General features: G+C 62.4%; 22 protein-coding genes. 10 read left to right on the top strand and 12 right to left on the bottom strand.

The genetic code is table 11. The features are described from left to right. Window positions 1–7 precede the first annotated feature (7 nt). Together ACQKEK_RS08935 and yrfG are read right to left on the bottom strand one after the other, a co-directional pair. Entirely contained in the window at window positions 8–2,083 is a 2,076-nt protein-coding gene (locus ACQKEK_RS08935; protein ID WP_499142116.1) for a hybrid sensor histidine kinase/response regulator, read from the bottom strand. Window positions 2,084–2,249: 166 nt separating this feature from the next. Beyond that, on the bottom strand, window positions 2,250–2,930 hold the full coding sequence (gene yrfG, locus ACQKEK_RS08930; RefSeq protein WP_499142114.1) for a GMP/IMP nucleotidase: 681 nt from the start codon (window positions 2,928–2,930) through the stop codon (window positions 2,250–2,252). A gap of 120 nt (window positions 2,931–3,050) precedes the next feature. On the opposite strand from yrfG, the gene nudE reads away from it, so the two are divergent. The 3 genes from nudE to ACQKEK_RS08915 all read left to right on the top strand — a co-directional run bounded on the left by nudE (window position 3,051) and on the right by ACQKEK_RS08915 (window position 7,420). Beyond that, the gene (nudE, locus tag ACQKEK_RS08925; RefSeq protein WP_045431494.1) at window positions 3,051–3,617 is read left to right on the top strand and encodes an ADP compounds hydrolase NudE; all 567 of its coding nucleotides are present in this window, start codon (window positions 3,051–3,053) and stop codon (window positions 3,615–3,617) included. Then, on the top strand, window positions 3,614–4,429 hold the full coding sequence (cysQ, locus tag ACQKEK_RS08920; RefSeq protein ID WP_499142113.1) for a 3'(2'),5'-bisphosphate nucleotidase CysQ: 816 nt from the start codon (window positions 3,614–3,616) through the stop codon (window positions 4,427–4,429). Before nudE ends, cysQ begins: the two co-directional genes overlap by 4 nt. A 126-nt stretch (window positions 4,430–4,555) precedes the next feature. After that, complete coding sequence (locus ACQKEK_RS08915; protein ID WP_499142111.1) at window positions 4,556–7,420, top strand: ATP-binding protein; 2,865 nt, start codon at window positions 4,556–4,558, stop codon at window positions 7,418–7,420. An 8-nt stretch (window positions 7,421–7,428) separates the two neighbouring features. Here ACQKEK_RS08915 and ACQKEK_RS08910 read toward each other — a convergent pair whose 3' ends face one another. Both ACQKEK_RS08910 and ACQKEK_RS08905 read right to left on the bottom strand, forming a co-directional pair. Next, the gene (locus tag ACQKEK_RS08910; protein WP_499142110.1) at window positions 7,429–8,421 is read right to left on the bottom strand and encodes an asparaginase; all 993 of its coding nucleotides are present in this window, start codon (window positions 8,419–8,421) and stop codon (window positions 7,429–7,431) included. Between the two features lie 59 nt (window positions 8,422–8,480). Next, complete coding sequence (locus ACQKEK_RS08905; RefSeq protein ID WP_499142108.1) at window positions 8,481–9,926, bottom strand: alanine/glycine:cation symporter family protein; 1,446 nt, start codon at window positions 9,924–9,926, stop codon at window positions 8,481–8,483. 151 nt (window positions 9,927–10,077) lie between these two features. Between ACQKEK_RS08905 and ACQKEK_RS08900 the strand changes: the two genes are divergently transcribed. Then, window positions 10,078–10,899, top strand: a complete 822-nt coding sequence (locus tag ACQKEK_RS08900; RefSeq protein WP_128119818.1) for a helix-turn-helix domain-containing protein — start codon at window positions 10,078–10,080, stop codon at window positions 10,897–10,899. A gap of 130 nt (window positions 10,900–11,029) precedes the next feature. Here the strand turns inward: ACQKEK_RS08900 and ACQKEK_RS08895 are convergent, their stop codons facing one another. Both ACQKEK_RS08895 and ACQKEK_RS08890 read right to left on the bottom strand, forming a co-directional pair. Beyond that, window positions 11,030–11,788 carry a substrate-binding periplasmic protein gene (locus ACQKEK_RS08895; protein ID WP_499142107.1) on the bottom strand — a complete coding sequence of 253 codons (759 nt, stop codon included), beginning with the start codon at window positions 11,786–11,788 and terminating at the stop codon, window positions 11,030–11,032. A gap of 124 nt (window positions 11,789–11,912) precedes the next feature. Continuing rightward, entirely contained in the window at window positions 11,913–13,337 is a 1,425-nt protein-coding gene (locus ACQKEK_RS08890) for an aspartate ammonia-lyase (protein ID WP_499142106.1), read from the bottom strand. 192 nt (window positions 13,338–13,529) lie between these two features. Between ACQKEK_RS08890 and ACQKEK_RS08885 the strand changes: the two genes are divergently transcribed. Next, window positions 13,530–14,468 carry a LysR substrate-binding domain-containing protein gene (locus ACQKEK_RS08885; protein WP_499142105.1) on the top strand — a complete coding sequence of 313 codons (939 nt, stop codon included), beginning with the start codon at window positions 13,530–13,532 and terminating at the stop codon, window positions 14,466–14,468. 94 nt (window positions 14,469–14,562) lie between these two features. Here the strand turns inward: ACQKEK_RS08885 and ACQKEK_RS08880 are convergent, their stop codons facing one another. From ACQKEK_RS08880 to adhP, 4 genes are all read right to left on the bottom strand, one after another. Next, complete coding sequence (locus ACQKEK_RS08880) at window positions 14,563–15,663, bottom strand: polyamine ABC transporter substrate-binding protein (protein ID WP_499142103.1); 1,101 nt, start codon at window positions 15,661–15,663, stop codon at window positions 14,563–14,565. A 101-nt stretch (window positions 15,664–15,764) separates the two neighbouring features. Then, window positions 15,765–16,793: a histone deacetylase family protein gene (locus tag ACQKEK_RS08875; RefSeq protein WP_499142102.1), complete on the bottom strand. Its 1,029-nt coding sequence runs from the start codon at window positions 16,791–16,793 to the stop codon at window positions 15,765–15,767. 160 nt (window positions 16,794–16,953) lie between these two features. Then, complete coding sequence (locus tag ACQKEK_RS08870; RefSeq protein ID WP_499142101.1) at window positions 16,954–17,943, bottom strand: AraC family transcriptional regulator; 990 nt, start codon at window positions 17,941–17,943, stop codon at window positions 16,954–16,956. Window positions 17,944–18,248: 305 nt separating this feature from the next. Beyond that, window positions 18,249–19,271, bottom strand: a complete 1,023-nt coding sequence (adhP, locus tag ACQKEK_RS08865) for an alcohol dehydrogenase AdhP (RefSeq protein ID WP_499142100.1) — start codon at window positions 19,269–19,271, stop codon at window positions 18,249–18,251. A 247-nt stretch (window positions 19,272–19,518) separates the two neighbouring features. On the opposite strand from adhP, the gene purE reads away from it, so the two are divergent. From purE to ACQKEK_RS08840, 5 genes are all read left to right on the top strand, one after another. After that, window positions 19,519–20,010 carry a 5-(carboxyamino)imidazole ribonucleotide mutase gene (gene purE / locus ACQKEK_RS08860; protein WP_045423408.1) on the top strand — a complete coding sequence of 164 codons (492 nt, stop codon included), beginning with the start codon at window positions 19,519–19,521 and terminating at the stop codon, window positions 20,008–20,010. Continuing rightward, complete coding sequence (locus tag ACQKEK_RS08855; protein ID WP_499142099.1) at window positions 20,011–21,096, top strand: 5-(carboxyamino)imidazole ribonucleotide synthase; 1,086 nt, start codon at window positions 20,011–20,013, stop codon at window positions 21,094–21,096. It begins immediately after the preceding gene. Between the two features lie 101 nt (window positions 21,097–21,197). Further along, window positions 21,198–21,449, top strand: a complete 252-nt coding sequence (locus ACQKEK_RS08850; protein WP_025243550.1) for a GlsB/YeaQ/YmgE family stress response membrane protein — start codon at window positions 21,198–21,200, stop codon at window positions 21,447–21,449. 51 nt (window positions 21,450–21,500) lie between these two features. Further along, complete coding sequence (locus ACQKEK_RS08845; RefSeq protein ID WP_499142098.1) at window positions 21,501–22,031, top strand: DUF3299 domain-containing protein; 531 nt, start codon at window positions 21,501–21,503, stop codon at window positions 22,029–22,031. A gap of 3 nt (window positions 22,032–22,034) precedes the next feature. After that, the gene (locus ACQKEK_RS08840) at window positions 22,035–22,718 is read left to right on the top strand and encodes a uracil-DNA glycosylase family protein (protein WP_499142096.1); all 684 of its coding nucleotides are present in this window, start codon (window positions 22,035–22,037) and stop codon (window positions 22,716–22,718) included. Between the two features lie 4 nt (window positions 22,719–22,722). On the opposite strand, the gene ACQKEK_RS08835 is transcribed toward ACQKEK_RS08840, so the two are convergent. Both ACQKEK_RS08835 and ACQKEK_RS08830 read right to left on the bottom strand, forming a co-directional pair. Continuing rightward, window positions 22,723–23,802 (bottom strand): FAD-dependent oxidoreductase, encoded by a 1,080-nt coding sequence (locus tag ACQKEK_RS08835; RefSeq protein WP_499142095.1) that lies wholly within the window; start codon window positions 23,800–23,802, stop codon window positions 22,723–22,725. Window positions 23,803–24,026: 224 nt separating this feature from the next. Continuing rightward, window positions 24,027–24,917, bottom strand: coding sequence for a D-hexose-6-phosphate mutarotase (locus tag ACQKEK_RS08830; RefSeq protein ID WP_499142093.1), 891 nt, complete (start codon window positions 24,915–24,917; stop codon window positions 24,027–24,029). Between the last annotated feature and the right edge of the window lie 108 nt (window positions 24,918–25,025).

Below are 25,025 nucleotides of genomic sequence, written 5' to 3'. Positions count from 1 at the left end.
GCGCCCTCTAGGGCATGTCAACAAGTATCTTGCGTACTCGTGCTGCCAATTGATCGATGGTGAAGGGTTTGCTGATCATGTCCATGCCGGCATCGAGAAAACCGCTGCTGATCGCCTGCTCGGCGTAGCCGGTCATGAACAGCACAGGTAATCCGGGGCGGTGCTCGCGGGCGATATCTGCCAACTGTCGGCCGTTCATCCCTGGCAGCCCGACATCGGATACCAGCAAGTCGATACGCTCGTCGCTCTGCAGCAGCTTGACCGCCGCGTTGGCCTCGGCCGCCTCCAGTGCGCAGTAGCCGAGCATGCCCAGCACGTCGATTACCAGCAGACGTACAGCAGGGTCATCCTCGACCACCAGCACGGCTTCGCCTCGCGCCGTTTGTGTGGTCTGTTCAAGCGGCGGGACCGCTACCTCGGTCGCCAGCAATGAATGGTGTGCCGGTAGATAGAGGGTGACTTCGGTGCCGTTGTCCGGTTCGCTGCGCAGCTGCACGTGGCCACCGGCCTGCCGCGCGAAGCCGTAGATCATCGACAGTCCGAGCCCGGTGCCCTGGCCGATGGGTTTGGTGGTGAAAAAGGGCTCGAAGGCCGCTGCCAGGACCTTGGGTGTCATGCCGCAGCCGCTGTCGATGACGCTGAGGCTGACATAACGTCCGGCTGGCAGCTCGCCCACCTCGCCCTGCTGCAGGGTCACATTGGCCGTCGCGATATAGAGGCTGCCGCCGTCGGGCATGGCGTCGCGTGCATTGATCACCAGATTGAGCAGGGCGCTTTCCAGTTGGTTCTCATCACTGCTGGCCGGCCACAGACCCGATTCGAGCATGGTGTCGACGAGGATGTGGCTGCCCAGGGTGCGCACGATCAGATCGCGCATCGACTCGACCAAGTCGTTCAGGTCGACTCGCTTGAGATTCAGCGGCTGGCGTCGCGCGAAGGCCAGCAGGCGATGGGTCAGCGCCGCAGCGCGGTTGGCCGAGGTGACTGCGGCATCGATGAAGCGCTGGGTTTCAGCGTGGCGACCGGTTTGGTTGTAGCGCTGGATCAGGTCCAGTCCACCGATGATGCCGGTAAGCATGTTGTTGAAGTCGTGAGCGATGCCACCGGTGAGCTGGCCGACGGTTTCCATCTTCTGTGCCTGACGCAACGCTTCCTGGGCCTGTTCCCGGCTGGCCATTTCGGTCAGCAGGCGCTCGTAGACTTCGGCTAGCGCAGTGGTGCGCTCCTGGATTCGGCTTTCAAGGGTGTCGTTGAGCTCGCGCAGCGCCTGCTCGGCGCGCCAGCGTTCAGTGACATCCTGCGCCAGCACAAAGAGCCCTAGCACCTCGCCATCACCGCCACGGTGCGGCAGATAGTGCATCAGGGTCTGGCGCAGCACGCCGTCCTGGTGAGGCATAGAGGCTTCGAACACAACGTCCTGTCCGGCAAGAGCCGCCTCGATTTCTGCGCGGCGTGCGTCGTATGCACGCTGGCCAACCACCTCTGTCAGGTGCTTCCCATAGAGCATCTCGGGAGTCTGGCCGAACCAGCTTTCATAATGGCGGTTGTTGTAGCGATAGCGTTTGTCGCGATCGACGTAGCTGATGAGCACGGGCAGGGCATCGGTGATCTCGCGGACTTCCGCTTCGCTGCGGCGCAGGCACAGCAGTTGGCCACCAATGCCTTGGCCGTCGCGGATCGGGCTGACGGCCAGGTCGAACCAGGTCGTGGTGCTGCTCGTAGTAGTTGTGGCGCAAAGGCGACGGTTGCGCAGCACGCATGCCTGGCCAGATTCGCCGCGCGCGCGCGCCTCGATCAGTTCGGGCCAGATCTTGTCCCATGTCGCGGCCACCGGCATGCCCAGTGCACCAGGGTGGTGGCTGTCGATCAGCGCGGCGTGCGCATCGTTGTACAGCTGAACGCCGGCCTCCCCCCACAACACGCACATCGGCAGCGGTGCCTCGAGCAGCGTGTCGAGGAGCACCCGTAGCGACGCTGGCCAGTGATCGACCGAGCCCAACGGCGTTTCGCTCCAATCGTGCCGGCGGATCCGCCGGCCCATTTCGCTGCGTTCGGAAGGCCAGAATCCTGCGTCTACAACCATAGTTCATCCATTTGAGCGAGCCGGGTGGGCCACAGTTTTGCACTTAAGTAGCGTTCATTTGCAAGGTGCACATCAGTCACCCGGATAGCCCTTTTCACCATCCGATCGCCCCTCTCTATAAGGCGCGAACACATGGACCTGAGTTAAGCACGCCAGCATCTTTCGGTCAGGACGAGAAACCCTGCAGGCTGCGGATCAGCTCGAGGTAGTCGTCGACAGCTATGAATTCGTCGGTTTGCTTCTTGCCGCGGCGGCTGTCCGGCTCGCTGATAGCCAGCAGATGGGCGACGCCGTAAGCCCGCGCGCTGCGCAGGACGGGCAGGCTGTCGTCGATGAACAGGGCGGTTGCCGGATCGAAATCGAGGTCGGTTTTTAGAGCGTGCCAGAACTGGGCCTGCTCTTTGGGAAAGCCATAGTCATGAGAACTGATCAAACGATCGAACCAGGGGGCCAGCTCGATGCGTTCGAGCTTCAGCGATAGCGAATCGCGATGGGCATTGGTGATCAACACCACGCGCTTGCCGGCGTCGCGCAGGGCTGCGAGAAACTCGTCTGCAGCAGGCCGCAGCGCGATCAAGTGAGCAATTTCACGCTTCATTTCGCGGATCGGCAGGTTCAGCTCGCGGGTCCAGAAATCCAGGCAGTACCAGGTGAGTTTGCCCTCGTGTTCGTTAAACAGTGGGGCCAGCTCCAGCTCGGCCATGGCGCGGCTGATGCCATGCAGCTCGGCGTAGCGCTGCGGCAGGAAGTCGAGCCAGAAATGGTTGTCGAAATGCAAATCCAGCAAGGTGCCGTCCATGTCCAGCAGGACGGTGTCGATATCGGACCAGGGCAGTGAAGCGATCATGGCAGGCTCTTGTTCGGCGGTTGGCACAATGGTGCGACAGCGGTCGGCTCGATGCAAAGCGTTCGCGGCGATCACAAAAAGCCGGGTTATGATTGGCCTTCGCGTTTCAAGGATATCCCCATGCGCCAGAAACCTACCGTACTTGCCCGTGAGATCGTCGCCAGCAGCCGCCTGTTCCGTGTCGAGGAACTGCAGCTGCGGTTTTCCAATGGCGTGGAGCGTACCTATGAACGGCTGGTGGGTAAGGGGACCGGTTATGGCGCGGTGATGATCGTCGCGCTGGAAGCCGACGGCCGGGCGTTATTAGTCGAGGAATACTGCGGCGGTACTGACACCTATGAGCTGTCGTTGCCCAAGGGGTTGATCGAGCCGGGCGAAGACGTGCTCGACGCGGCCAACCGGGAATTGAAAGAGGAGGCCGGTTTCGGCGCGCGCAGCCTGGAGCTGCTCACCGAGCTTTCGCTGTCACCGGGCTACATGAGCCAGAAGATTCAGGTAGTGTTGGCGCGCGATCTCTATCCCGAGCAGCTGCCGGGGGACGAACCGGAGCCGATGCGTGTCGATCGGGTGGATTTGCGCGAACTGTCCAGCCTGATCCAGAACCCGCAGTTCAGCGAAGGACGCGCCCTCGCAGCGCTGTACCTGGCGCGTGACCTGCTCAGCCAACGGGGCGAATTCGATCAATGAGCCATCCCTATCTGGCACCCGTCATCGATCTGGTCCGCGCCGCAGGCGAGGCGATCCTTCCGCACTGGCGCAACGATGTGCAGGTGCATGAGAAGGCCGATGCCTCGCCCGTTACCGCCGCTGACATGGCGGCCCATCACCTATTGGCCGATGGTCTCCGCGCGCTGGATGCGGCCATTCCGGTTTTGTCCGAGGAAGACTGCGCGCTGGATCTTGCCGAGCGTGCCGGGTGGACGCGCTGGTGGTTGGTCGATCCGCTGGACGGCACCAAAGAGTTCATCGCCGGAAGCGAAGAATTCACCGTCAATGTCGCGTTGATCGAGCATGGGCAGGTGTTGTTCGGTGTGGTCGGGGTTCCGGCCAACGGCCGCTGCTATTACGGAGGGGCTGGGTTCGGTGCCTGGCGCGCCGAAGCCGATGGTGCGGCGCAGCCCCTGCGGGTGCGGCACCAGGCAGCGGGCGGCTTTACCGTCGTTGCGAGCCGTCGCCACTCGAGCCCGGAGCAGGAACGCTTGCTCGATGGCTTGCGGCAGCGTTTTGGCGAGCTCGTGTTGACCAGTGTCGGCAGCTCCCTGAAGTTCTGCCTGTTGGCTGAGGGGGCCGCCGATTGTTATCCACGGTTGGCGCCGACTTCTCAATGGGATACGGCGGCTGCCCAGGGGGTACTGGAAGGTGCTGGAGGCGAGGTGCTGGATATCGCCGGTGCAGTACTGACCTACGAAGCACGGGAGAACTTCCTCAATCCCTCTTTCCTGGCGCTACCTCGTGACGCCGAATGGCGGGCCGAACTGATCGAACTGGCGAGGCGTTGACCAAAGGGAGCTTTGAGGGCCGGATATTCGCGCGAACCTCCGGGCGAGTCGGCCGCGCTTACGGCCATGCTAGGATTCGGGGCGTGAGCAAGCCAAGCGCTTGAGTCGGAACGCTGGAGCCGCGCTGTGTCGAGAAACCCAATCGGGGTACGCCAATGGATCTGGCGTGCCTTCGTTCAGACAACGCTGATCCCACTGGTACTGGTCGAGGTGGTGCTGATCGCGGCCTACCTGCTGACCAACAGTGCCATCCGCGATGCGCAAATCGAGCACCTGCGCGAAACGGCGCTTTCCGAGGTGCAGACAGCGGTCGCTCGTGAATCTCGGGTGATCAGCCAGCAGCTGCAGGAAGTGGCGAATGCAGCCACCCTGTTTCGTAATCTCACCGTTCGTGCGCTGGAAGACGACAGCCCCGCAGCGCCGGTGCCGCTTGAGCTCAACGCCGATGGGGTTCGCTATAGCCCCCGCGACTTGGGCGGCGCCGCCAGCTTCTACTCGGGGTTGACACCGCCGGAGCGCCACGATCTGCAGAAGGTTGCCAAGCTTCATCGGCTCGACCCGCTGATGAAGGAGCTGCACGCCAGCAACCCGCTGATTGCCAGCATTTATTTCAATAGTTGGGACAGCTACAACCATATCTATCCCTGGTTCGACACGGCCCGGCAGTACGCGCCGGATGTGAACATTCCCAGCTACAGCTTCTATTACCTGGCAAATGCCTGGCATAACCCGGCGCGCAGAGTGGTATGGACCGACGTCTACCTCGATCCGGCCGGGCAGGGCTGGATGATGTCGGCCGTGGCGCCGGTTTACCGGGGTGACACGCTGGAAGGTGTCAACGGTATCGATATCACTGTTAGCGGCATCCTGAACCAGATCAGCGGTCTGCGTGTGCCCTGGGATGGCTATGCAATGTTGGTCAGCCGCGACCTGAGCATCATGGCATTGCCGGAGTCGGGTGAACGGGAATTCGGGCTCAACGAGCTGACCGAGCACTACTACGACGACGCCGTGCGCCAGGAAACCCTCAAGCCTGAAGACTTCCGGCTTGATCGTCGCGGCCAGACACGCGAACTGGCAAAGGCGCTCGCTACCCAGGGTGAAGGGGTCATGAGCCTTGAGCTCAAAGGCAAACAGCGGCTGGTGGCCTGGACAACGGTGCCGCAAACCGGCTGGCACCTGCTGGCGGTGGTCGACGAAGCTGCCGTTTTCAGCCAGACCAACGCTTTGGCCAGTCGCTTTCAACAGATCGGTTATCTGCTGATTGCCGGGCTGGTGCTGTTCTATCTGCTGTTCTTCGCGTACATGTGGCTGCGCGCGCGTCAGCTCAGCCAGGCACTGCTGAAGCCGATCGCAGGGATCTCGCAGATGATGGGCCAGATCGGTCTCGGTCGGTGGCGGCCAGATCCCGTCTCGTCAGAAATCCGCGAGCTTGACGATCTGGCACAGCACACCCAGGCCATCGGCGCCCAGCTGGAAGACAGCGAGGCCCAGCGTGCGGAGGCTCAGGAGCGTCTCGAGCTGGTACTGGAAAGCGCGACTGAGAGCCTCTGGGAAAACGACATGCGCCGTGGCGTGATGCAGCTTCGTGGCCGTCTGCCTGCGCGCTTCGGGCTGACTTCGGCGCAGCTGAGCGAGGCTCAGTTTCTGCAGCGCATCCATCCGCTCGATGTTGCTCAGGTGCGGGCCGAACTGGACCGGATGCATGAAGGCCAGGCGTTGCACTATGAAAGCGAGTTCCGTTTCGCGGATGCACTGGGCGAGTATCACTGGCTGCTCAGTCGCGGCCGCGTGCTCGAGCGGGATCCTCGAACAGGCGAAGCGACGCTGGTGGCCGGTACTCATGTGGATATCGATGCGATCAAGCGGGTCGAGGACGATCTGCGCCAGGCCATCCAGCAGGCGCACGCAGCCAACGAGGCCAAGACTCATCTGATATCCAGCATCAGCCATGAGCTGCGTACGCCGCTGAATGCGATCCTCGGGTTTGCCCAGCTGATGCGTATGGACTGCTCACCGGATGCGCAGCCGGAAGCCGCTGATTACCTCGATGAGATCCTGCTGGCCAGCCGGCACCTGAACCAGCTGCTCGGCGACATTCTCGACTGGTCGAGCCTACAGGCCGAACGGCCCCGGCTGACGCTCAAGCCTGTCGAAGTCACCGCCTTGATGCGTGAGTGCGCCGAGCTGGTGGCGCTTGATGTTCAGCGCCACGGGCTGCGGTTGGATTTCGACCTGCCGCCAGGGCCCGTCGAGGTGCAGGCCGAGCCACGCCGGTTACGTCAGGTGCTGCTCAACCTGCTGTCCAACGCCATCAAGTACAACAAGCCAGGCGGGCAGATTGTGCTGCGGATCGAGACGGTCGCCGGGCAGGTGAGGCTGGTGGTCGAAGATACCGGTCTTGGAATCGATGAAGGCCTGCAGGCGCAGCTGTTCGAGCCGTTTCGCCGGCTTGGCCGTGAGAGTTCGAACATTCAGGGCGCGGGAATCGGCCTATCGCTATGTCTGGAATACGCCAAACTGATGGGCGGCAGTATCGGTGTGAAGAGCGCGCCCGGGATCGGCAGCCGCTTCTGGATAGCCCTGCCTCTGCTTGCCACGCACAGCCCACGGCCGCTTCGCCATCGGCCCCGTATTGTTTATGTCGAAGACGATCCGGCCAGCCAGCTGCTGGTACGCAAGGCGCTGGCCGATCTGGCTGAGGTCAGCGTAATCGGCAATGGGCGGATGGCGTTGGAGCACCTGCTGGCCGATCCGCCAGATTTGCTGTTACTGGACCTCAACCTGCCGGAGCTTGACGGGGAACAGCTGCTGCGTTTGCTGCGTCAGGCCCCGGCTACCCGGTACCTGCCGGTGATCGTGCTGAGTGCGGTGAGCGAGTTGAAAGCCAAACTCGAATGCCAGGGGTGGCTGAGCAAGCCACTGGACCTCGACGAGCTGCGCCGGCGGGTCCAGGCCTGTCTCCAGGAGCTCGATCTCAACCCGGGTTGAGCCACCGATCAGTCGACGCGTTCGCCGCAGAGGTCAAGTGCGAACCAGTGCTCGACCTCGGTCTGCGACAGCCCGGCACCGAGTAGGGCGAACAACTTGCCCAGCGCGGCCTCCCGGGTCATGCCGCCGCCTGACATCAGCCCGCTCGCTTCCAGCTTGCTGCCGGCGGCGTAGATCCCGAATTCGACGTGGCCCTGCGGGCATTGGCTGATGGCGGCCAGGACGATGCCGCGCTGATGGGCGCCCTGTAACCCCTGCAGCAGCTCGGTGTCATCGGCGGGGCCGGTGCCGCTGCCATAGCACTCGATCAGCACCCCCTGCACGCCACTGGACAGCAGTGCTTGCAGCTGCGCCGCCTGGATGCCTGGATAGAGCGGAAGCACCGCCAGGTTCACCTGCTGACGGGGTTGGCGATAGTCGAGCGCTGCGGGAATGCTAGGTGCGCATTGGCCCTGACGCAGCCGCGGCAGCACCCCGAACGCATCGAGGCTGGCGGTACCCAGTTTGCTGACCCGGGCGCCGTGCATGAGTTTGCCGGCGAAGTAGAGATGCACACCCGGCTCGACGCCAGCGTGCAATGCCTGCATCGCACCGAACAGGTTGTCCCAGGCGTCGCTATCGGCCGCACCGGCGGGCAGCATCGCCCCGGTCAGCACTACCGGCACCTCGAAGCCCAACAGCAGGAAGCTCAAGGCAGCAGCGCTGTAGGCGAGGGTGTCGGTGCCATGCAGGACCAGTACCGCGTCACAGCCATCTTGCTCGACGCCGGCCCGAATGGCCTCAACCATCGCCAGCCAGTGGGTCTGGTTCATGTTGGCGCTGTCGATGGGCGGTAGCAATTCACGGAACTGCCATTCCGACACGGCCAGTTCAGGGTGCTTGTCCTGCTGGTCGCGCAATCTGCTGGCGAAGCCAGAAGCGGGCATCAGCCCTTCGGCGCTCTGTTGCATGCCGATGGTGCCGCCGGTGTACAGCACCAGGGTGTTTCTGGAAGCCGACATAGGGGTCTCCTATATGAAAACAGGGGCCAGCGGCCCCTGTTCAAGCGACGCGGACCAACTTAACGCTGAGGTGCCTGACTGGCAGCGGTGCCGGTCATGACCGGCGATTGGTCGCCCACTCTGGCTGGCCAGACGCTCGGGTCCAGATCCAGGTCGGCAAAGTTCTTCGGATCGAACACCGGTGACTCGACACCTGCCTTACGCTGGCTATCGTAATCGCGCATCAGGCGCAGGCCTACCTTGAACAGCAGCGCCAGGGCGATCAGGTTGCAGATTGCCAGCAGACCCATGGTGACGTCGGCAAAACCGAATACCGTGCCCAGGTCCTGAATCGAGCCCCACATCACCAGACCAATGACCATGACCCGGTAGACCAGAACCGGCCAGCGCTTACCGGTAAAAAAGCCCAGTGCGTTCTCGCCGAGGTAGTAGTTGTAGATCAGCGTGGTGAACACAAACAGCAGCAGAGCGACGCTAATGAACACCCGGCCCCACTCGCCGACGACGGCGGCAACGGCGGTTTGCGTCAGGACCACGCCGGCCATCTCGCTGCCCGGCTGGAAAACACCGGAGAGGATGATGATCAGCGCGGTGCAGCTGCACAGCACGATGGTGTCGATGAACACGCTCAGCGACTGCACGATGCCCTGCGCCACCGGGTGCTTGACCTCTGCAACTGCCGCCACGTTGGGCGCGCTGCCCAGGCCCGCCTCGTTGGAGAACAGGCCGCGCTTGACGCCCATGATGATGGCCGCACCGATGCCGCCAGCGAAGGCCGGCTCAAGACCAAAGGCGCTGCGAAAGATGGTGCCGAAGGCTTCAGGAATGGCGCCGGCATTGCTGCCGATGACGAAGACGGCCATGGCGATGTAGGAAAACGCCATGATCGGCACCAGCACGTCGGCGAACTTGGCGATGCGCTTGATGCCACCAAAGATGATCAGGCCGATCACCACCATCAGCACGATGCCGCTGATGTAGGTCGGCACGCCAAAGGTGTCGTTCATCGAGCTGGCGACGGTGTAGGACTGCACGGCATTGAAGCCGAAGCCGAAGGTCACCAGGAGCAGCAGCGATACCACGATGCCCAGCCAGCGCTGACCGAGGCCGTGTTGAATGTAGAACGCCGGGCCGCCGCGATAGCCACCGTCGGTCTCGCGGCGCTTGTACAGCTGCGCCAGGGAGCATTCGAAATAGCTGGTGGCCATGCCGACCAGCGCGACGATCCACATCCAGAAAATCGCACCGGGTCCGCCAAGCATGATGGCGACCGAGACACCGGCGATGTTGCCGGCGCCGACGCGACCGGCGACGCTGAGCATCAGCGCCTGGAATGAACTGAGTTGGCCCGGCTGTCGTTTGAAGGCCTCGCCGAAGATCTGAAACATGCTGCCGAAGTAGCGGAACTGGACGAAGCGCGAGGCGATGGTGAAGTACAGGCCTAGGCCAATCAGCATCACGATGAGCAGCTTGCTCCAGATGAGATCATTGAGAAGATCGAGCATGGCGGAAGGGTCTCTCTTGTTGTTTTGACAAATGTTGAAACACAGGGCCGAAATGGTTGGCCAGACTCGATAGTCATGCAATTGCGCGGGTCGCGGCGATCTGGCGCAAGTTGATGCTAGAATCGCGCCGCTCGCATCACAGGGATCGACCATGCAGGACCACCTCGGCGCCAATCTCAAGCTGCTCTGCAGCCATTACCGTTCGATTGCCGAGGTCTGCCGCAAGCTCTCGATCAACCGGGCGCAGTTCAACAAATACCTGAACGGCCAGAGCCGCCCCACCGCTCACAACCTCAAGCGCATCTGTGATTTCTTCGGGGTCGAAGGCTACGAGTTGAGCCTGCCCAGCGACCAATTCACCCAGCTGATCGGTATGCGCAGTCATGACCAGGAACGCATCGCCGCCAGCGACCCGCTGCTCGAGCTGTTCCAGCCGATGCGCGACAACGCCAACAGCCTGTCGCGTTACTGCGGCTACTACTTCGAATACGCCAACTGCATGTCTGTGCCGGGGCAGATCCTGTTGTCGCTGGTGCATTTGCGCGAGGACCGTGGCAGCTATGTGTTTGAGCGACAGGAACGTCAGGAGCAGTCGCGCCCCGACAATCCCAAACAGGAGGACTGGGTCGTGCGCTGCCGCTACCTGGGCGCCGCGTTCTATCTCCAGGACCGTTTGTTTCTTATCGACTACGAGTCGCTGACGGGAAATGAAATGAGCCAGACCATCCTCATTCCCAGCTTCAAAAGTCGCATCAGTCGTCTTAATGGATTGAAAACTGGCGTTTCCAGCGGTGACCGCCGCACCCCGGCCTGCACCCGGGTGGTCTGGGAATACCTGGGCCGTGAGATCAATCGGGTCAATGCCTATCGGCAGGTGATGCTCTATGGCCTGGATGATCCGCGCATCGACCCTGAAATCCGCGAGCGACTGGCGGCGGTATCGTTGCGCGACGGGCTGTTCGAGATCGAGTGAGGGTGGGGTGCGCTGCCGGGCGGTCGATCAGGGTTGATCCAAGGCCGGCTGGAATCTGGAGCGAAGAGCAGCATGGTGGGGTGTTGCACGCTGCGATGGCGCGCCTCGCGCCATCGACCCGGTGCTGGGTTCAGCAGAGTTCAGGATGCTTGACGCAGGTGCCGTAGCCTTCGGTCTTCATCTCGTCCAGGGCGTTCTGCAGACGGGTAACCACTTCATCCGGCGTCTCCTTGTTCAGCGCCAGGTACAGCGGTGCGGAGTTGAACACCAGTACGGTATTCAGTCCGCCCACCCCTTCTTGCTTGGCGTAGTAGCGCCAGACCGGGTCGGAGGTGGCCCAGAGGTCGATCTTGCCGCTGAGCAGCTTCTGCAAATTTTCCTGGTCACGCAGCGAGTTGACCGAAGTCAGGCCCTGCGCTTCGACGCGTTGGCTCACCGCACTGCTCTTGTAGGCACCGATGGTGTAGTCCTTCGCTTGTTCGAGGCTGGTCAGCTTGAGGGTCGAGCCGGGTGCCGAAAGCAGGACGCTTTCGTACTGGGCGATAGGACCAACCCATTTGAACAGTGGGCGACGGGCATCGGTCATCGACGTCGAGAACAGGCCGTGATTCGGCGAGTCCAGGGTCGCCTGGTAGATGCGATCCCACGGAAAGCGCAGCGTCATCGAGTAGGCGATGCCGGCGCGCTTGAACATTTCCTGAACGGTTACCGCGCTGATGCCCTGGATGTGCTCTTCCTTGGCGAAGTTCTTGCCACCGTCGGCCATGTTGAAAGGCGGGAAGTTCTCGGTCTGCAGTACCACTTCGTAGCCTTGCGGGAGTTCCGCATGAGCGAGCGGCACGCCGATGATCGAGCTGAACAGCAGGGTGATGGCGAGTAGTTTGCGCATGGTGCCTCCGGGAAATCGGCGGAGTCTACGCAAGGACGGAAAACGGCGGCTTGTGCCGCATCACGCTTTGGCGGGTAGGCCTGCGCCGCCTCGCCCGAAGGCGGCGCAGGCAGTGCTGGCGGCGTTACGCCTTCAGCGGCACCAGCCGTGGCGCAATCATGTTTTCCGGACGCAGGATGTCGTCGAGGGTGGCGTCGTCGAGCAGTTGCTCCTCGCGCACCAGTTCCAACACGCCGCGGCCGCTGAGCAGTGCCTGGCCGGCGATGCGGGTGGCGTTCTCGTAGCCGATGTAGGGATTGAGTGCGGTGATCAGTCCGATGGAGCTTTCCATCAGCTGACGGCAGCGATCCTCGTTGGCTGTGATGCCAATGATGCAATGCTCGCGCAGCATATCCATGGCGCGCTGCAGCAGGCGGATCGAGTCGAACAGTTTGAAGGCAATCAGCGGCTCCATGACGTTGAGCTGCAGCTGCCCGGCCTCGGCGGCCATGGTCAGCGCCAGGTCGTTGCCGATCACCTCGAACGCCACCTGGTTGACCGCCTCGGGGATCACCGGGTTGACCTTGCCCGGCATGATCGAGCTGCCTGGCTGACGCGCAGGCAGGTTGATCTCGTTGATGCCGGTGCGTGGGCCGCTGGACAGCAGGCGCAGGTCGTTGCAGATCTTCGACAACTTCACCGCCAGGCGCTTGAGCATGCTGGAGAAGGTGACGAAGGCGCCCATGTCGGAGGTGGCTTCGATCAGGTCGGCGGCGGGTTTCAGCGGGTGGCCACTGATCGTCGCCAGGCGTTGCACCGCCAGGTTCTGGTAGTTCGGATCGGCATTGATGCCGGTGCCGATGGCCGTGCCGCCGAGGTTGACCTCGATCAACAGCTGCGGGGCGATCAGGCGCAGATGCTCGAGGTCTTCGCCGAGGGTGGTGGCGAAGGCGCGAAATTCCTGGCCAAGGGTCATGGGCACGGCGTCCTGCAGCTGGGTGCGGCCCATCTTGAGGATATGCGCGAATTCGGCAGATTTGCCGGAGAAGGCTTGGACAAGGCTGTCGAGGCTGGCCAGCAGGGTGTCGTGCCCCAGTAGCAGGCCGAGGCGGATGGCGGTGGGGTAGGCGTCGTTGGTCGACTGCGCCATGTTCACGTCGTTGTTCGGGTGCAGGTGGCGATACTCGCCTTTGGGGTGACCCATGTATTCGAGCGCCAGGTTGGCGATCACCTCGTTGGCATTCATGTTGGTCGAGGTGCCGGCGCCGCCCTGAATCATGTCCACGACGAACTGGTCGTGATGCTCGCCGCGGATAAGGTGTGCGCAGGCCTGGCTGATCGCCATGTGCTTGGCGTCGCTCAGATGCCCGAGCTCGCGATTGGCGTCCGCTGCCGCCTGTTTGACCATGGCGAGTGCCACCACCAGTTTGGGAAAGTGCGCCAGCGGTACGCCAGATAGATGAAAGTTGCGCACGGCGCGCAGGGTCTGGATGCCGTAGTAGGCGTCAGCGGGGACTTCGAGGGGGCCAAGCAGATCTTTTTCGAGGCGGAACGATGCAGCGGAGGACATGAGGGTTCTCATCCGAGAGAAAAGCGGCGATTGCCGCGAAGGCCGCTACCATAGGGGTTGAGCGGCTTTATCGGCCAATGCCGTTAAACACTGGGTCATGCCAAATCGGCATAGGCGTGGTGTGACGCGGTTGCGTTGCCGAGCGTTATTTCGCTGTGTGAGAGAAGATACTCAGGCCCGTCAGGAGTCGGCATGAACATCGAAACCAAGTGGCTGGAAGACCTGGTCGCCCTGGCGGCGACGCGCAGTTTTTCTCAAGCGGCAGAGCGGCGCTTCGTCACCCAGCCTGCGTTCAGTCGGCGTATCCGCAGCCTGGAGAACTGCCTCGGCCTGACCTTGGTGAACCGCGCCAAGACGCCGATCGAGTTGACCGAGGCGGGGCAGCTGTTTCTCGTCACCGCACGCAACATGATCGATCAAATGGGCGAGGTCGTTCAGTACCTGCACAACCTCGAGGGCCAGCGCGGTGAGGTGTTGCAGATTGCCGCCGCGCATTCGCTGGCGCTGGGCTTCTTTCCAGAATGGCTCGCGCGCCTGCGTCAGGATGGGGTGCCGGTGAACAGTCGTCTGGTCGCAACCAATGTCGGCGAGGCGGTGCATTCGCTGCGCGAGGGCACCTGCGATCTGATCCTCGCCTACTACGATCCGGATGCCGCGTTGCAGATGGATCCCGAACTGTTCCCCTCCCTGTCGCTCGGACGCACCGAAATCGTTCCGGTGTGTGGCGTCGATGCCGCTGGCGAGCCGTTGTTCGACCCGGACAGCGGCCAGAGCGTCCCGCTGCTGGCTTACAGCGCCGGTGCCTCGCTGGGACGTTCGGTCAACCTCCTGCTGCGCCAGCGCGGTCTGCGATCCTCGACGGTTTACGAAACCGCCATGGCCGACAGCCTGAAAAGCATGGCGATGCAGCGGCTCGGCCTGGCTTGGGTGCCCCGGTTGAGCGTGACGGCTGAGCTGGAACGCGGGGAGCTGGTGGTCTGCGGCGGCGAGCACTGGCGCGTGCCGCTGGAGATTCGCCTGTATCGCTGCGCATTGGTCCGCAAGGCGCCGGTCCGCCTGCTTTGGCGCAAGCTGGAAGCGGGAGCGGGAGCGGGGCAGGGCGTGGAGGATTCCCAGCCGGATGAGCGCTAGTCAGTAGCGTTCTGGAGGTTGATGTTGCGAGGGGGCTTTAGTCGCGATCACGCCCCCTTCAAGTTTTACCTCTCCCTATGTCCGGGCTGCCCGCTTACTTACCCGATTTGATGGATGTCCAGGCTCGCGTGCGCACACGCTCAATCTTTTGAGGCAGCGGCTGCACTACATAAAGCGAACGCTGCAGCTCTGGTGTTGGAGTCAGGTTCTGGTCGTCGCGGATCTCCGCGTTCACCCGTTTCATGCCTGGTAGGTTGGGGTTGGGATAGCCTAGGAAATCGCTGATCGGGGCGATAACGCTGGGCTCGAGCAGGTGGTTGATGAAGGCATGGGCTTCATCGACGTTATTCGCACTCTTGGGGATCGCCCAGGTGTCAAACCAGATCGGCGCACCCTCCTTCGGCAGACTCCAATTGATTACCACACCGTTACCCGCTTCTTTAGCGCGGTTTGCGAACTGGTAGAAGCTGCCTGAGTAGCCGATGGCTACGCAGATGTCGCCATTGGCGATGTCCGTCATGTATTTAGCAGAGTGGAAGTAGGTTACGTAGGGCCGTACTTTCAAGAGCAGTTCAGATACCTTGTCATAGTCGTCCGGGTTGGTGCTGTTAGGGTCCAGACCAAGATAGTGCAGTGCGATCGGGATGATCTCCGTGGGTGAGTCGAGCATCGCCACGCCGCAAGATTTCAGCTTCTCCATGTATTCTGGCTTGAACACCAGGTCCCAGCTGTCAACAGGGGCGTCTTCGCCTAGCGCGGCCTTTACCTTGTCTGGGTTGTAACCGAGCAGCACGGTGCCATACATGTACGGTACCCCGTGCTGGTTGCCAGGGTCGTTCGTCTCCAGCAGGCCGAGCAGTACCGGGTCGAGATTTTTCCAATTGGGCAGCTTGCTCTTGTCCAGCGGTGCGAAGACGCCGGCTCGGATCTGGGTTTCGAGGAACTGGTTGGATGGAACCACCAGGTCGTAACCCGAATTACCTGTGAGTAGCTTCGCCTCCAGCGTCTCGTTGGTCTCGAAGGTATCCCAGGTCAGGTTGATGCCGGTCTCGCGCTGGAAGTCCTTAGGGACTGAAGGCAGGATGTAGTCTGCCCAGTTGTACACGCGTAGTACACGCGATTCCGCCTGGATTGAAGCGCTGAGAAACGTGGCGGCAAAAAGGGCAATACCGAGCGATCTTTTGAAGGTTTTCATCCTGTTCACCTCTGCACTTTTCTGATCGTTAGTTAGAGTGGATGACGCTATCCATCCAAGTCTTCACGGTGCCTGATGGCTGAAGAGAGGGGTTCACTCGACTACTCGCCCTCGAAACCTTCCAGCACGTTGACTGCGTTGATTCCGATCGCCTCCACCGCGTAACCGCCTTCCATCACAAACAGGGTGGGCAGGCCCAGCGCGGCGATGCGACGGCCCATGCGCAGGTAATCCGGGCTATCCAGTTTGAATTGTGAAATGGGGTCCTGCATGAAGGTATCCACGCCTAGCGACACCACCAGCACCTCGGCACGGTTCTCGGCAATGCGCTGGCAGGCCTGTTCCAAGGCCGCACTCCAGGTGTCCCAGGCGCTGCCCATTGGCAGCGGATAGTTGAAATTGCAGCCCTCGCCGGGACCCTCTCCCAGCTCGTCAGCGTAGCCAAGGAAGAACGGAAACTCCTCAGATGGGTCGCCATGGATTGAAGCGAAGAGCACATCTGCGCGGTTGTAGAAAATGTCCTGAGTGCCATTGCCGTGGTGGTAGTCGACATCGAGAACAGCCACCTTGGGACAGCCCTGGTCGATAAATGCCTGTGCGGCAATAGCGGCATTATTCAAATAGCAGTAGCCGCCCATCAGGTCACTGGCCGCGTGGTGACCTGGCGGACGGCACAGCGCGAAAGCGCTGTGCGCACCGTTGGCGATATCAGCCTGAGCGCTAAGGGCCACCTGCGCCGCGCTGTACGCGGCTTGCCAGGTGCCGGCGGTGATCGGCGCACCACCATCAAAGCTGTAGTAGCCGAGCTGGCCGTGCAGGTCGTTGGGGATGACGCAGCGCAGGGTTCGCGCCGGCCAGGTAAAAGGCAGCAGATCGCCCTTACCGTCCTGTGCTTGCCAGCGGCTCCACGCACCCTGGAAGAAATCAAGGTAGGCAGCGCTGTGGATGCGCTCGATCGGTGCGCGGCCAAAGTCTTTAGGCGCACGGATCTCACCGAGCAGACGATCCTTTACCCGTTGCACGATATGGTCAGCACGTTGCGGCTTCTCGAAGCAGGGCATCAGCTGACCATCGATCAGTTCGCAATTGCCGTGGTGGAGGTGATGATCGTCGCTGTAGAAGGTGAGCATGCGAGGAGGCTCCAGCCGCGTTGTCGTGCTCGCATTTTTCGCATGTAGCGCCTTGCTGGGAAACGCTGGCAGTGGCCAAAAAGGGATCGAAACGGCCACATTGCCAAAACGATGCCTTCGGCATGCACATGAGCATGAGTTCTATATTGAAGTTAGGCCGTCAGGCGCGGAAACGGCTCGGAGGCACGCCGCTCCAGCGTTGGAATGCGTGACGGAAGCTGGCCGTTTCGCTGAAGCCGAGCACTTCGGCAATACGGTTAACAGGCCATTCCGGCTGACCGAGCAGAGCCTTGGCGCGCTCGAAGCGCAGCTCGTCGAGCAGGTTCTGGTAGCTGGTGCCGAGCGCCTGTAGGTGGCGACGCAGGGTGCGCGGCGAACAGTGCAGCTGTTGGGCCAGATGATCCAGGCCCACCGGCTCGGCCAGCTGCGCCACGACCAGCTGGCGCACCCGCTCCAGCCAGGCCTGGCGGTTGGTCAGTTCGGCGTTCTGCCTCCGGCAACGCTCGACGACCTCGCCGTGGGTAACGCTGTCAGCCAATGGCAGGTGCCAATCGAGCAGCTCGGCGGGAAAGGCAAAGGCGTTGCGCGAGGCGGCGAAACGCAGCGGGCAGGAAAAGCTGGTTGCGTAGCGGGCCGCATACCGCGGTCTGGCGTGAGTGAACTCGGCTCGCACCAGGGGTAAAGGCTGCCCCAGCAGTTCGTCTGCGACCAGCTTGAGCGAGGCCAGGCACATCTCCACATTGAATATCTCCAGTTCCGCGACGTCGCGGTAGTCACCGGCGCTGATCCAGGCCAGGCCGTCCTTGATCTGCAGCTGAAGCTGGAAGTAGGTACCGAGCAGCGCCGGGTAATGCAGCAGCAAGCGCCATGCGTCACCAAAGGTAGCAGCTGAGAGCGCAGCGTAACCAAGCAGCCCGTAGGACGAGACGTGCAGTCTGCGACCCAGCTCAAGGCCGAGATCGGCGCGCAGAGAGAGGGCGTTGGCACAAACCTGAAGCTCCTGCGCCCGGGTGATACGCGTTTCGGCGGTCCCAGACGCAGCCATTGCAATGTCGCTGCCAGCCAGCAATCTCGGTGCTTGCTCAGGTGTATCGGCGAAGCGCTGCAGAATCAGGGCAACTACGTGCAGGGTGGTCAGCGGGGCGTGCATAGGACGTTCCGTTTGCGCAGATGGGGGAGCATTAGCAAGAAGCGTACCGAGCGGAAAGCCCTTTGGGGGCTGCATGAGAGCGAGGCTGCGACTGCGAAAGCGTGGCGCCGAATAGGTTGCGGTATGGTGTGTCTTCGCCGGGCGGCATTGAGGTTGCGCTGACCGTTCTTTGTGTAAATCGGCAGCGACAAACGGCTGCCAGGAGAGGCCCATCCGCACTGGCTAGTGCAGTGTTCGGATGGGTTCCTTGAGAGAGAGCAAGTAGTAAGACGTGACAGCCGCCGCAGTCATTGCTCCGTATGGCTTTACATGCTCATCACGATCCGGCCTTCGATGGTGCCAGCGCGCATCTGGTCGAAGATCTGGTTGATGTCGTCCAGCTTGCCGCTGTGGATGGTCGCCTTGACCAAGCCTTGGGCGGCGAAATCCAGTGCTTCCTGCAGATCCGCGCGGGTGCCGACGATGGAGCCGGTGATGCTGATCGCCTTGAGTACCACGTCGAAAATCGGCGTTGGGAAGTCGCCCGGCGGCAGCCCGACCAACGCGACGGTGCCATGCCGCCGCGCCATGCCGATGGCTTGGCCAAACGCGCTGTTGGACACCGCCGTGACCAGTACGCCATGGGCACCGCCAATATCGCGCTGGATGACTTCAACCGGATCTTCCGTACGGGCGTTGATGGTCAGGCTGGCGCCGAGTTTTTTCGCCAGTTCCAGCTTGGCGTCGTCGACATCGACCGCCGCCACGTGCAAGCCCATCGCCTTGGCGTACTGCACCGCAACATGCCCCAGCCCGCCGACACCGGAAATCACCACCCACTGGCCTGGACGGGCGTTGGTCACTTTCAGGCCCTTATAGACAGTCACGCCGGAGCAAAGGATCGGAGCGATTTCGTCGAAGGCCACCTCTTTGGGCAGAAGGCCCACATAGTTGGGGTCAGCGAGGACGTACTCGGCATAACCGCCATTGACCGAATAGCCGGTGTTCTGCTGCTCCGTGCACAGCGTTTCCCAGCCGGTCAGGCAGTGTTCGCAGCAGCCGCAGGCGCTATACAGCCAGGGTACGCCAACGCGGTCGCCTTCCTTGACGCGGCTGACCCCACTGCCGACGGCTGCGACATAACCGACGCCTTCGTGGCCTGGAATGAACGGCAGGGACGGGCGTACAGGCCAGTCGCCTTCGACCGCGTGCAGGTCGGTGTGGCAGACGCCGCACGCCTCAATCTTCACCAGAATCTGTCCTGGGGCGGGTAGGGGCACCTTTACTTCTTCGATGCGCAGCGGTTCACCGTAGGCATGGGCCACGGCGGCTTTCATGGTCTGGGTCATGGCTGTCTCCTTGCGATCGGAAGGCCGAGTCTGCACCCGGTCTGATGACGAGGCCATTGACCCCCGGCAATTCAACTACTTTTTCCGGCCGTTTCAGATGACCGGTCGCAGGTGCCGGGGGGTGGGGCCTGCGCTATACTGCGCGGCCTTTGGTCGGACCGGTTCCGACCCTGTTCCTGCACGGCCGCGCTGTTTTCAGCGCGGCCGTTGTTCCTGATGCGCCTAGGCGCCGAAGAGAGGCACGACGATGACCGCACTGGTAGGCGTGATCATGGGCTCCAAGTCCGATTGGTCCACCTTGAGCCACACCGCAGACATGCTGGAGAAGCTCGGCATTCCGCACGAAGTCACCGTGGTGTCCGCACACCGCACGCCCGATCTGCTGTTCCAGTACGCCGAACAGGCCGAAGCGCGCGGTTTGCGGGTAATCATCGCTGGCGCCGGCGGTGCTGCCCATCTGCCGGGCATGTGCGCAGCGAAGACGCATCTTCCGGTGCTCGGCGTACCGGTGCAGTCCTCGATGCTTTCCGGTGTCGATTCGCTGCTGTCGATCGTGCAGATGCCGGCCGGCGTACCGGTCGCCACCCTGGCTATTGGCAAGGCAGGCGCGATTAATGCCGCGCTGTTGTCGGCCAGCATCCTAGGCCACGAATTCCCTGAATATCATGCCGCGCTGAAAAAATTCCGCGACGAGCAGACCCAGACCGTGCTCGATAACCCGGACCCGAGGGACGCGTAAATGAAGATTGGCGTGATCGGTGGCGGCCAGCTTGGCCGCATGCTCGCCCTGGCAGGAACCCCGCTGGGCATGAACTTCGCGTTTCTCGACCCGGCCCCGGACGCCTGTGCCGCGGCACTCGGCGAGCATCTGCGTGCGGATTACAGCGATCAGGATCACCTGCGTCAGCTGGCCGATGAGGTCGACCTGGTGACCTTCGAGTTCGAGAGCGTGCCGGCTGAAACCGTCGCCTTCCTGTCGCAGTTCGTGCCGGTTTATCCAAGCGCCGAGGCGCTGCGTATCGCCCGTGATCGCTGGTTCGAAAAGTCGATGTTCAAGGCGCTGGCAATCCCGACGCCCGAATTTGCCGACATCCAGTCCCAGGCCGATCTAGACGCTGCGGCCGCCAGCATCGGCCTGCCGGCGGTGCTCAAGACCCGCACCCTGGGGTATGACGGTAAAGGCCAGAAGGTCCTTCGCAAGCCATCCGACGTCATCGCCGCCTTCGCCGAGTTGGGCAGCGTGCCCTGTATTCTCGAAGGTTTCGTGCCCTTCACCGGAGAAGTGTCGCTGATCGCGGTACGCGGGCGTGACGGCGAGACCTGCTTTTATCCGCTGGTCCACAACACCCATGAGAACGGCATCCTGCGGTTGTCGGTGGCGAGCAGCAGCCATCCGCTGCAAGCGCTGGCCGAGGATTACGCCGGGCGCGTGCTGACAGAGCTGGAGTATGTCGGCGTGCTGGCCTTCGAGTTCTTCGAAGTCGACGGCGGGCTCAAGGCCAATGAGATTGCGCCGCGCGTGCATAACTCCGGTCACTGGACCATCGAAGGCGCCGAGTGCAGCCAGTTTGAAAACCATCTGCGAGCGGTAAGCGGTTTGCCGCTCGGCTCGACAGCCAAGGTTGGCGAGAGCGCCATGCTCAACTTCATCGGTGAAGTGCCTGCCGTGGCCAAGGTGATCGCCGTCGAGGACTGCCACCTGCATCATTACGGCAAGGCGTTCAAGGTCGGACGCAAGGTCGGCCATGCCACGCTGCGCTGCCCGGACCGCTCCACGCTGGATCGGCAGATTACAGCCGTTGAGTCGCTGATTGCCCGCGATTGACCGTCCGGCCGTCTGGCTTGCTGCTTTTGGCGGCGAACTGGCTGGATCGCCTCAGGTCCGAGAATACGTAACGCTTATTTTCGGACTTGAGGAGATTGCCCATGGGCATCATCGGAACCATTATCATCGGCCTGATCGTAGGCCTCATCGCTCGCTTCCTGAAGCCCGGCAACGACAGCATGGGTTGGATCATGACCATCCTGCTGGGTATCGGCGGTTCGCTGCTGGCCACTTACGGCGGACAAGCGCTCGGTCTGTATGAAGCCGGAGAAGGCGCAGGCTTTATCGGTGCGGTCGTCGGTGCGATCATCCTGCTGGTCATCTACGGCATGGTCACCAGCCGTAAACACTGATTCGCCCCGGGGCCGTGCCCTGCGGCCCCGTTCCCTCATCTATCGGATGTCATGCGCGCCTTAATTCTGTCTCTCCTGCTTTGCTGTGCTTCCATTGCCCATGCCGCCCCGGCGGAGCTCGACTGGCTTGAGCTGATGCCTGCTGAGGATCGCAAGGCGCTGGAAGAAATGCCGGAAATCGAGCATGACTCGCCGGAGAACGACGGTTTCAGCGATCAGGGTGGTCTCAAACAAGGGGCTGGTCTGCCCGCGGTGATGTATTCGGCCAAGACCGTGCCGTCACTCAACGGCAAGCAGGTCCGTCTGGGTGGCTACCCGGTCCCGCTGGAAACCGACAGCCAAGGCCGCAGCACTGAGTTCTTTCTGGTGCCTTATCCGGGCGCCTGTATTCATGTTCCACCGCCACCTCCCAATCAGATCGTGATGGTCCGCTACCCGGCCGGGATCATGCTGGAAGATATCTACGCGCCGCTCTGGGTCGACGGCCTGCTGCAGATCGAGCCCGTGAGCAATGATCTGGCCGATGCGGCCTACGCGATCTCGGCAGCCGAGGTGAAGCTGGTGGACGAAAGCGACCTCTAGCCGATGTCCAAGCCGCTGCCCGTTAAACCGTCACTGCGCCAGGCCTTTCGCGAACTGGCAGTTGAAACCGAGGGTATCGACGAGGCGGTCTACGAGGCGTTCGATAAAGACCCACTGGAGCCGATCATCGGTCTCGGACCGGCCGATGCGCCCCTTGCGTTCTTTGGCCGTGATCCAGGGCGCGAGGAAGTGCGCCACGGTGAACCCTTCATTGGCGGCGGTGGCCAGCTGGTCCGCCGTGCTCTCTATCGGCATGTGCATGGCGACGAAATGCCGGATTTCGAGGCCAGCCGCGCCATCGGTGATGGTTTTTTCTGGATCAACACCGTGCCTTACAAACCGCTCGGTAATCGCGCCTGGTCGATGGCGGTCAAGCGGCGCTTTCATCCACTGATGCGCCAGTTGTTGCTCGACCACTGGCAGGGCCACGACATGATCACGCTCGGCCGGGAGGCGTTTCTCTGGTTTGGCCTGGAGCAGCCCCGCGACGTGCGTCAGCAACTCGAGGCGTTCTGGCAGCGAGACGATCGATTCACGGCGCATTTCGAGCTTGATCTTGCAGCGGAAGAGGGCGGTCAGAGAACGTTTCACCTGCATCCGCTGCCGCATCCCTCGCCACGCAACCTGACCTGGTTCAAGCGTTTTCCAGAGTTGCTGGAGGCGCGTCTGCAGCAGTTACTCGGCTGACCCCTTAGTTCTCGGCACTGTGACGGCGCACGAAGCGACGATCGAGATGTTCCTTCAGGTCACCGAGCATGCGGCCATCGACCGCCACGCCACCCCAGCTCAGCAGCGCGCCATGTTGGCCATCGGCCAGTAGTGCGAGGCTGTGCGCCTGCGGATGATAGTGGCGCAGCGGTTGGCCGATCGATACACGAGCGAGGTTGGTGGCCAGCACGCGCGCCTGGCGCACCGCATGTACGCCGTTATGAACGGCGCCGGGTAGGCTGGCGCAATCGCCGCTGGCGAACACATGGGGATGGGAGCGACTCTGCAGGGATGGGCAGATCTCGATGAAGCCACGTCCGTCCACGCGCAGGCCCGACTCGCGCAGCCAACCCAGCGGGCTGGGACCTGTGGCGACGATCAGGCGCCGCCCGCGCCAACGCACCTGGCCGTCGCCGATCAGGGTATTGCCATGTACGGTCTGGATCGGGGTGTGCTCATGGACGTGCACCTTGGCATCTTGCAGGTGCCGCAGTGCCAGCCGTCTGAGGCGAGGCGGATGACCGGCAAGCAGCTCGTCTGCGCAGAACAGATCAGTCGCTGGTACACGCCCGGCCACGGCCAAAGCCAATTCGATGCCTGCCGCACCGCCCCCAACTATACCCACCGCTTCGGGAATTTCCTGCCACTGTTGCCAGCGGCGGATGAAGTCGGCGAATGGCTTGACCGAGAGCAACTCCATGCCGTCATCGGTCTGTTCCGGCAGCCAGGGCAGGGAGCCCAGGTTCAACGACAGCCAGGTGCTGCGCAGCGTCTCGCCAGTCGCCAGAAGCAATTCAGGCGTTTCGGGAAGCAGTGCGACCAAGGTGCCCTGGATGAATTCCACCTCGGCTGCGGCACACAGCTTGGGCAGCCCAACGCGGCAATCGCGCGTCTGGTAATGCTCGGCAACCAGCCCGGGCATCATGCCTGAATACCAGGCGTGGGGCTCGGCCGAGACCAGCCCGATCCGGCCCGCTGGTCGGTCGCGACTGGCCCACTGGCGCAGCACCCCGAGATGGCTATGTCCGCCGCCGGCCAGTAGGAAATCGAAGTCGGCGTTCATAGCGCACCAGAGCAGGGCTGATGCAGACGCGGCACGGGCTGGCAAGGGACCGTCTTTAGCGGCGTGGCTTCCATGGCAGAAGTCCTCCAGAGCATTGCAACTGGCCGGCAGGCTTGCATCAGCGCCCCCGGCCGTCGACCGGGTGGGGATGGTGCTCGCTTGCAGTATAGATTCAATACGTCTCGTTGCCCGGAACCTTGGCCAGCCGTTCGCTGCCGGTCGGGTCAGATGCTTTCGGCGCTGATCGAGACGCTCAGCGTGTGGCGGGCGCTGGGCTCGAGCCGGATCACATCATCCATGACGTTGGCCGTCTCGATGCACAGCATGCGTTGCCAGGCATCGTCGGCAAACTGCGACAACCGCTGTGCCTTGGCGATCCAAGGGTTCCACAGGATGGCCGAGCGTGAACCTCGCGTCTCGAGAAGGATTTGTCGCTTGAGGCCCGGGTCGCGCAGGCTCAGCCTGGAAGGCAGATCCAAATAGATGCGATCGGTCTCGCCGCCGAATATCAGGTCGCCCTGCTGCTGTCGCTGTTGCCAGTCTTCCAACGTTTCGATATAGGGACGCCCGTCCAGTCCCTCGACCGTCACCTGATGGATGTCGCTGATGGCGAAGTAGCTGTGTAAGGCCTGAGACAACGCGATTGTCGTGTCGCCGCGGTTGTGGCTGGTCAGCGACAGGTGCAGGCCCTTGCTGTCCAGGCTGATATTCAGGCTCAGGTCGACTGCATGCGGCCAGCCGGGCAGCTCGCGGTTGCTGGCAAACACCAGGGTGACGCTGTCGTCATTGGTGTCGCTGCGTACCATCACCCAGTCGATGTTGCGCACCAGCCCGTGAGCTGGCGCGGGCTGGCTGCCCTGGTAGGTGTCTTGAACCGACTGCGGGTTGCGCGCCAGATCGCCAAACCAGGGCCAGCAGACCGGCACGCCGCCCCGCACCGCCTGTCCAGCTTGAAACGCCGCTTCTTCGCTGAGCCAGATGATCGGTGCCGCCTCGCCCTGTCGATAGCTAAGTACCTGGGCGCCTTGCTCGGCGACGATCACTTCGGCGTCTTCGTGACGAAGGCGCCAGCAGCTGAGTTGGTCCTTTTCGATGCGCTGAATGTCGACGGGCATGGGCTGTCTCGTTGGCTATAGGATGGTGTGTTGAGACCCTGCCGCGGCTCAGGGATTCCGCTACGGCCAAGCGTGGCGAGCAAGGGGGTGGGCAGAGCCTGTGCCGAA

It is taken from the genome of Pseudomonas sp. NPDC077408, assembly GCF_050269105.1.
GTDB lineage: Bacteria > Pseudomonadota > Gammaproteobacteria > Pseudomonadales > Pseudomonadaceae > Stutzerimonas.
This window is presented reverse-complemented; position numbering and strand designations above follow the sequence as displayed.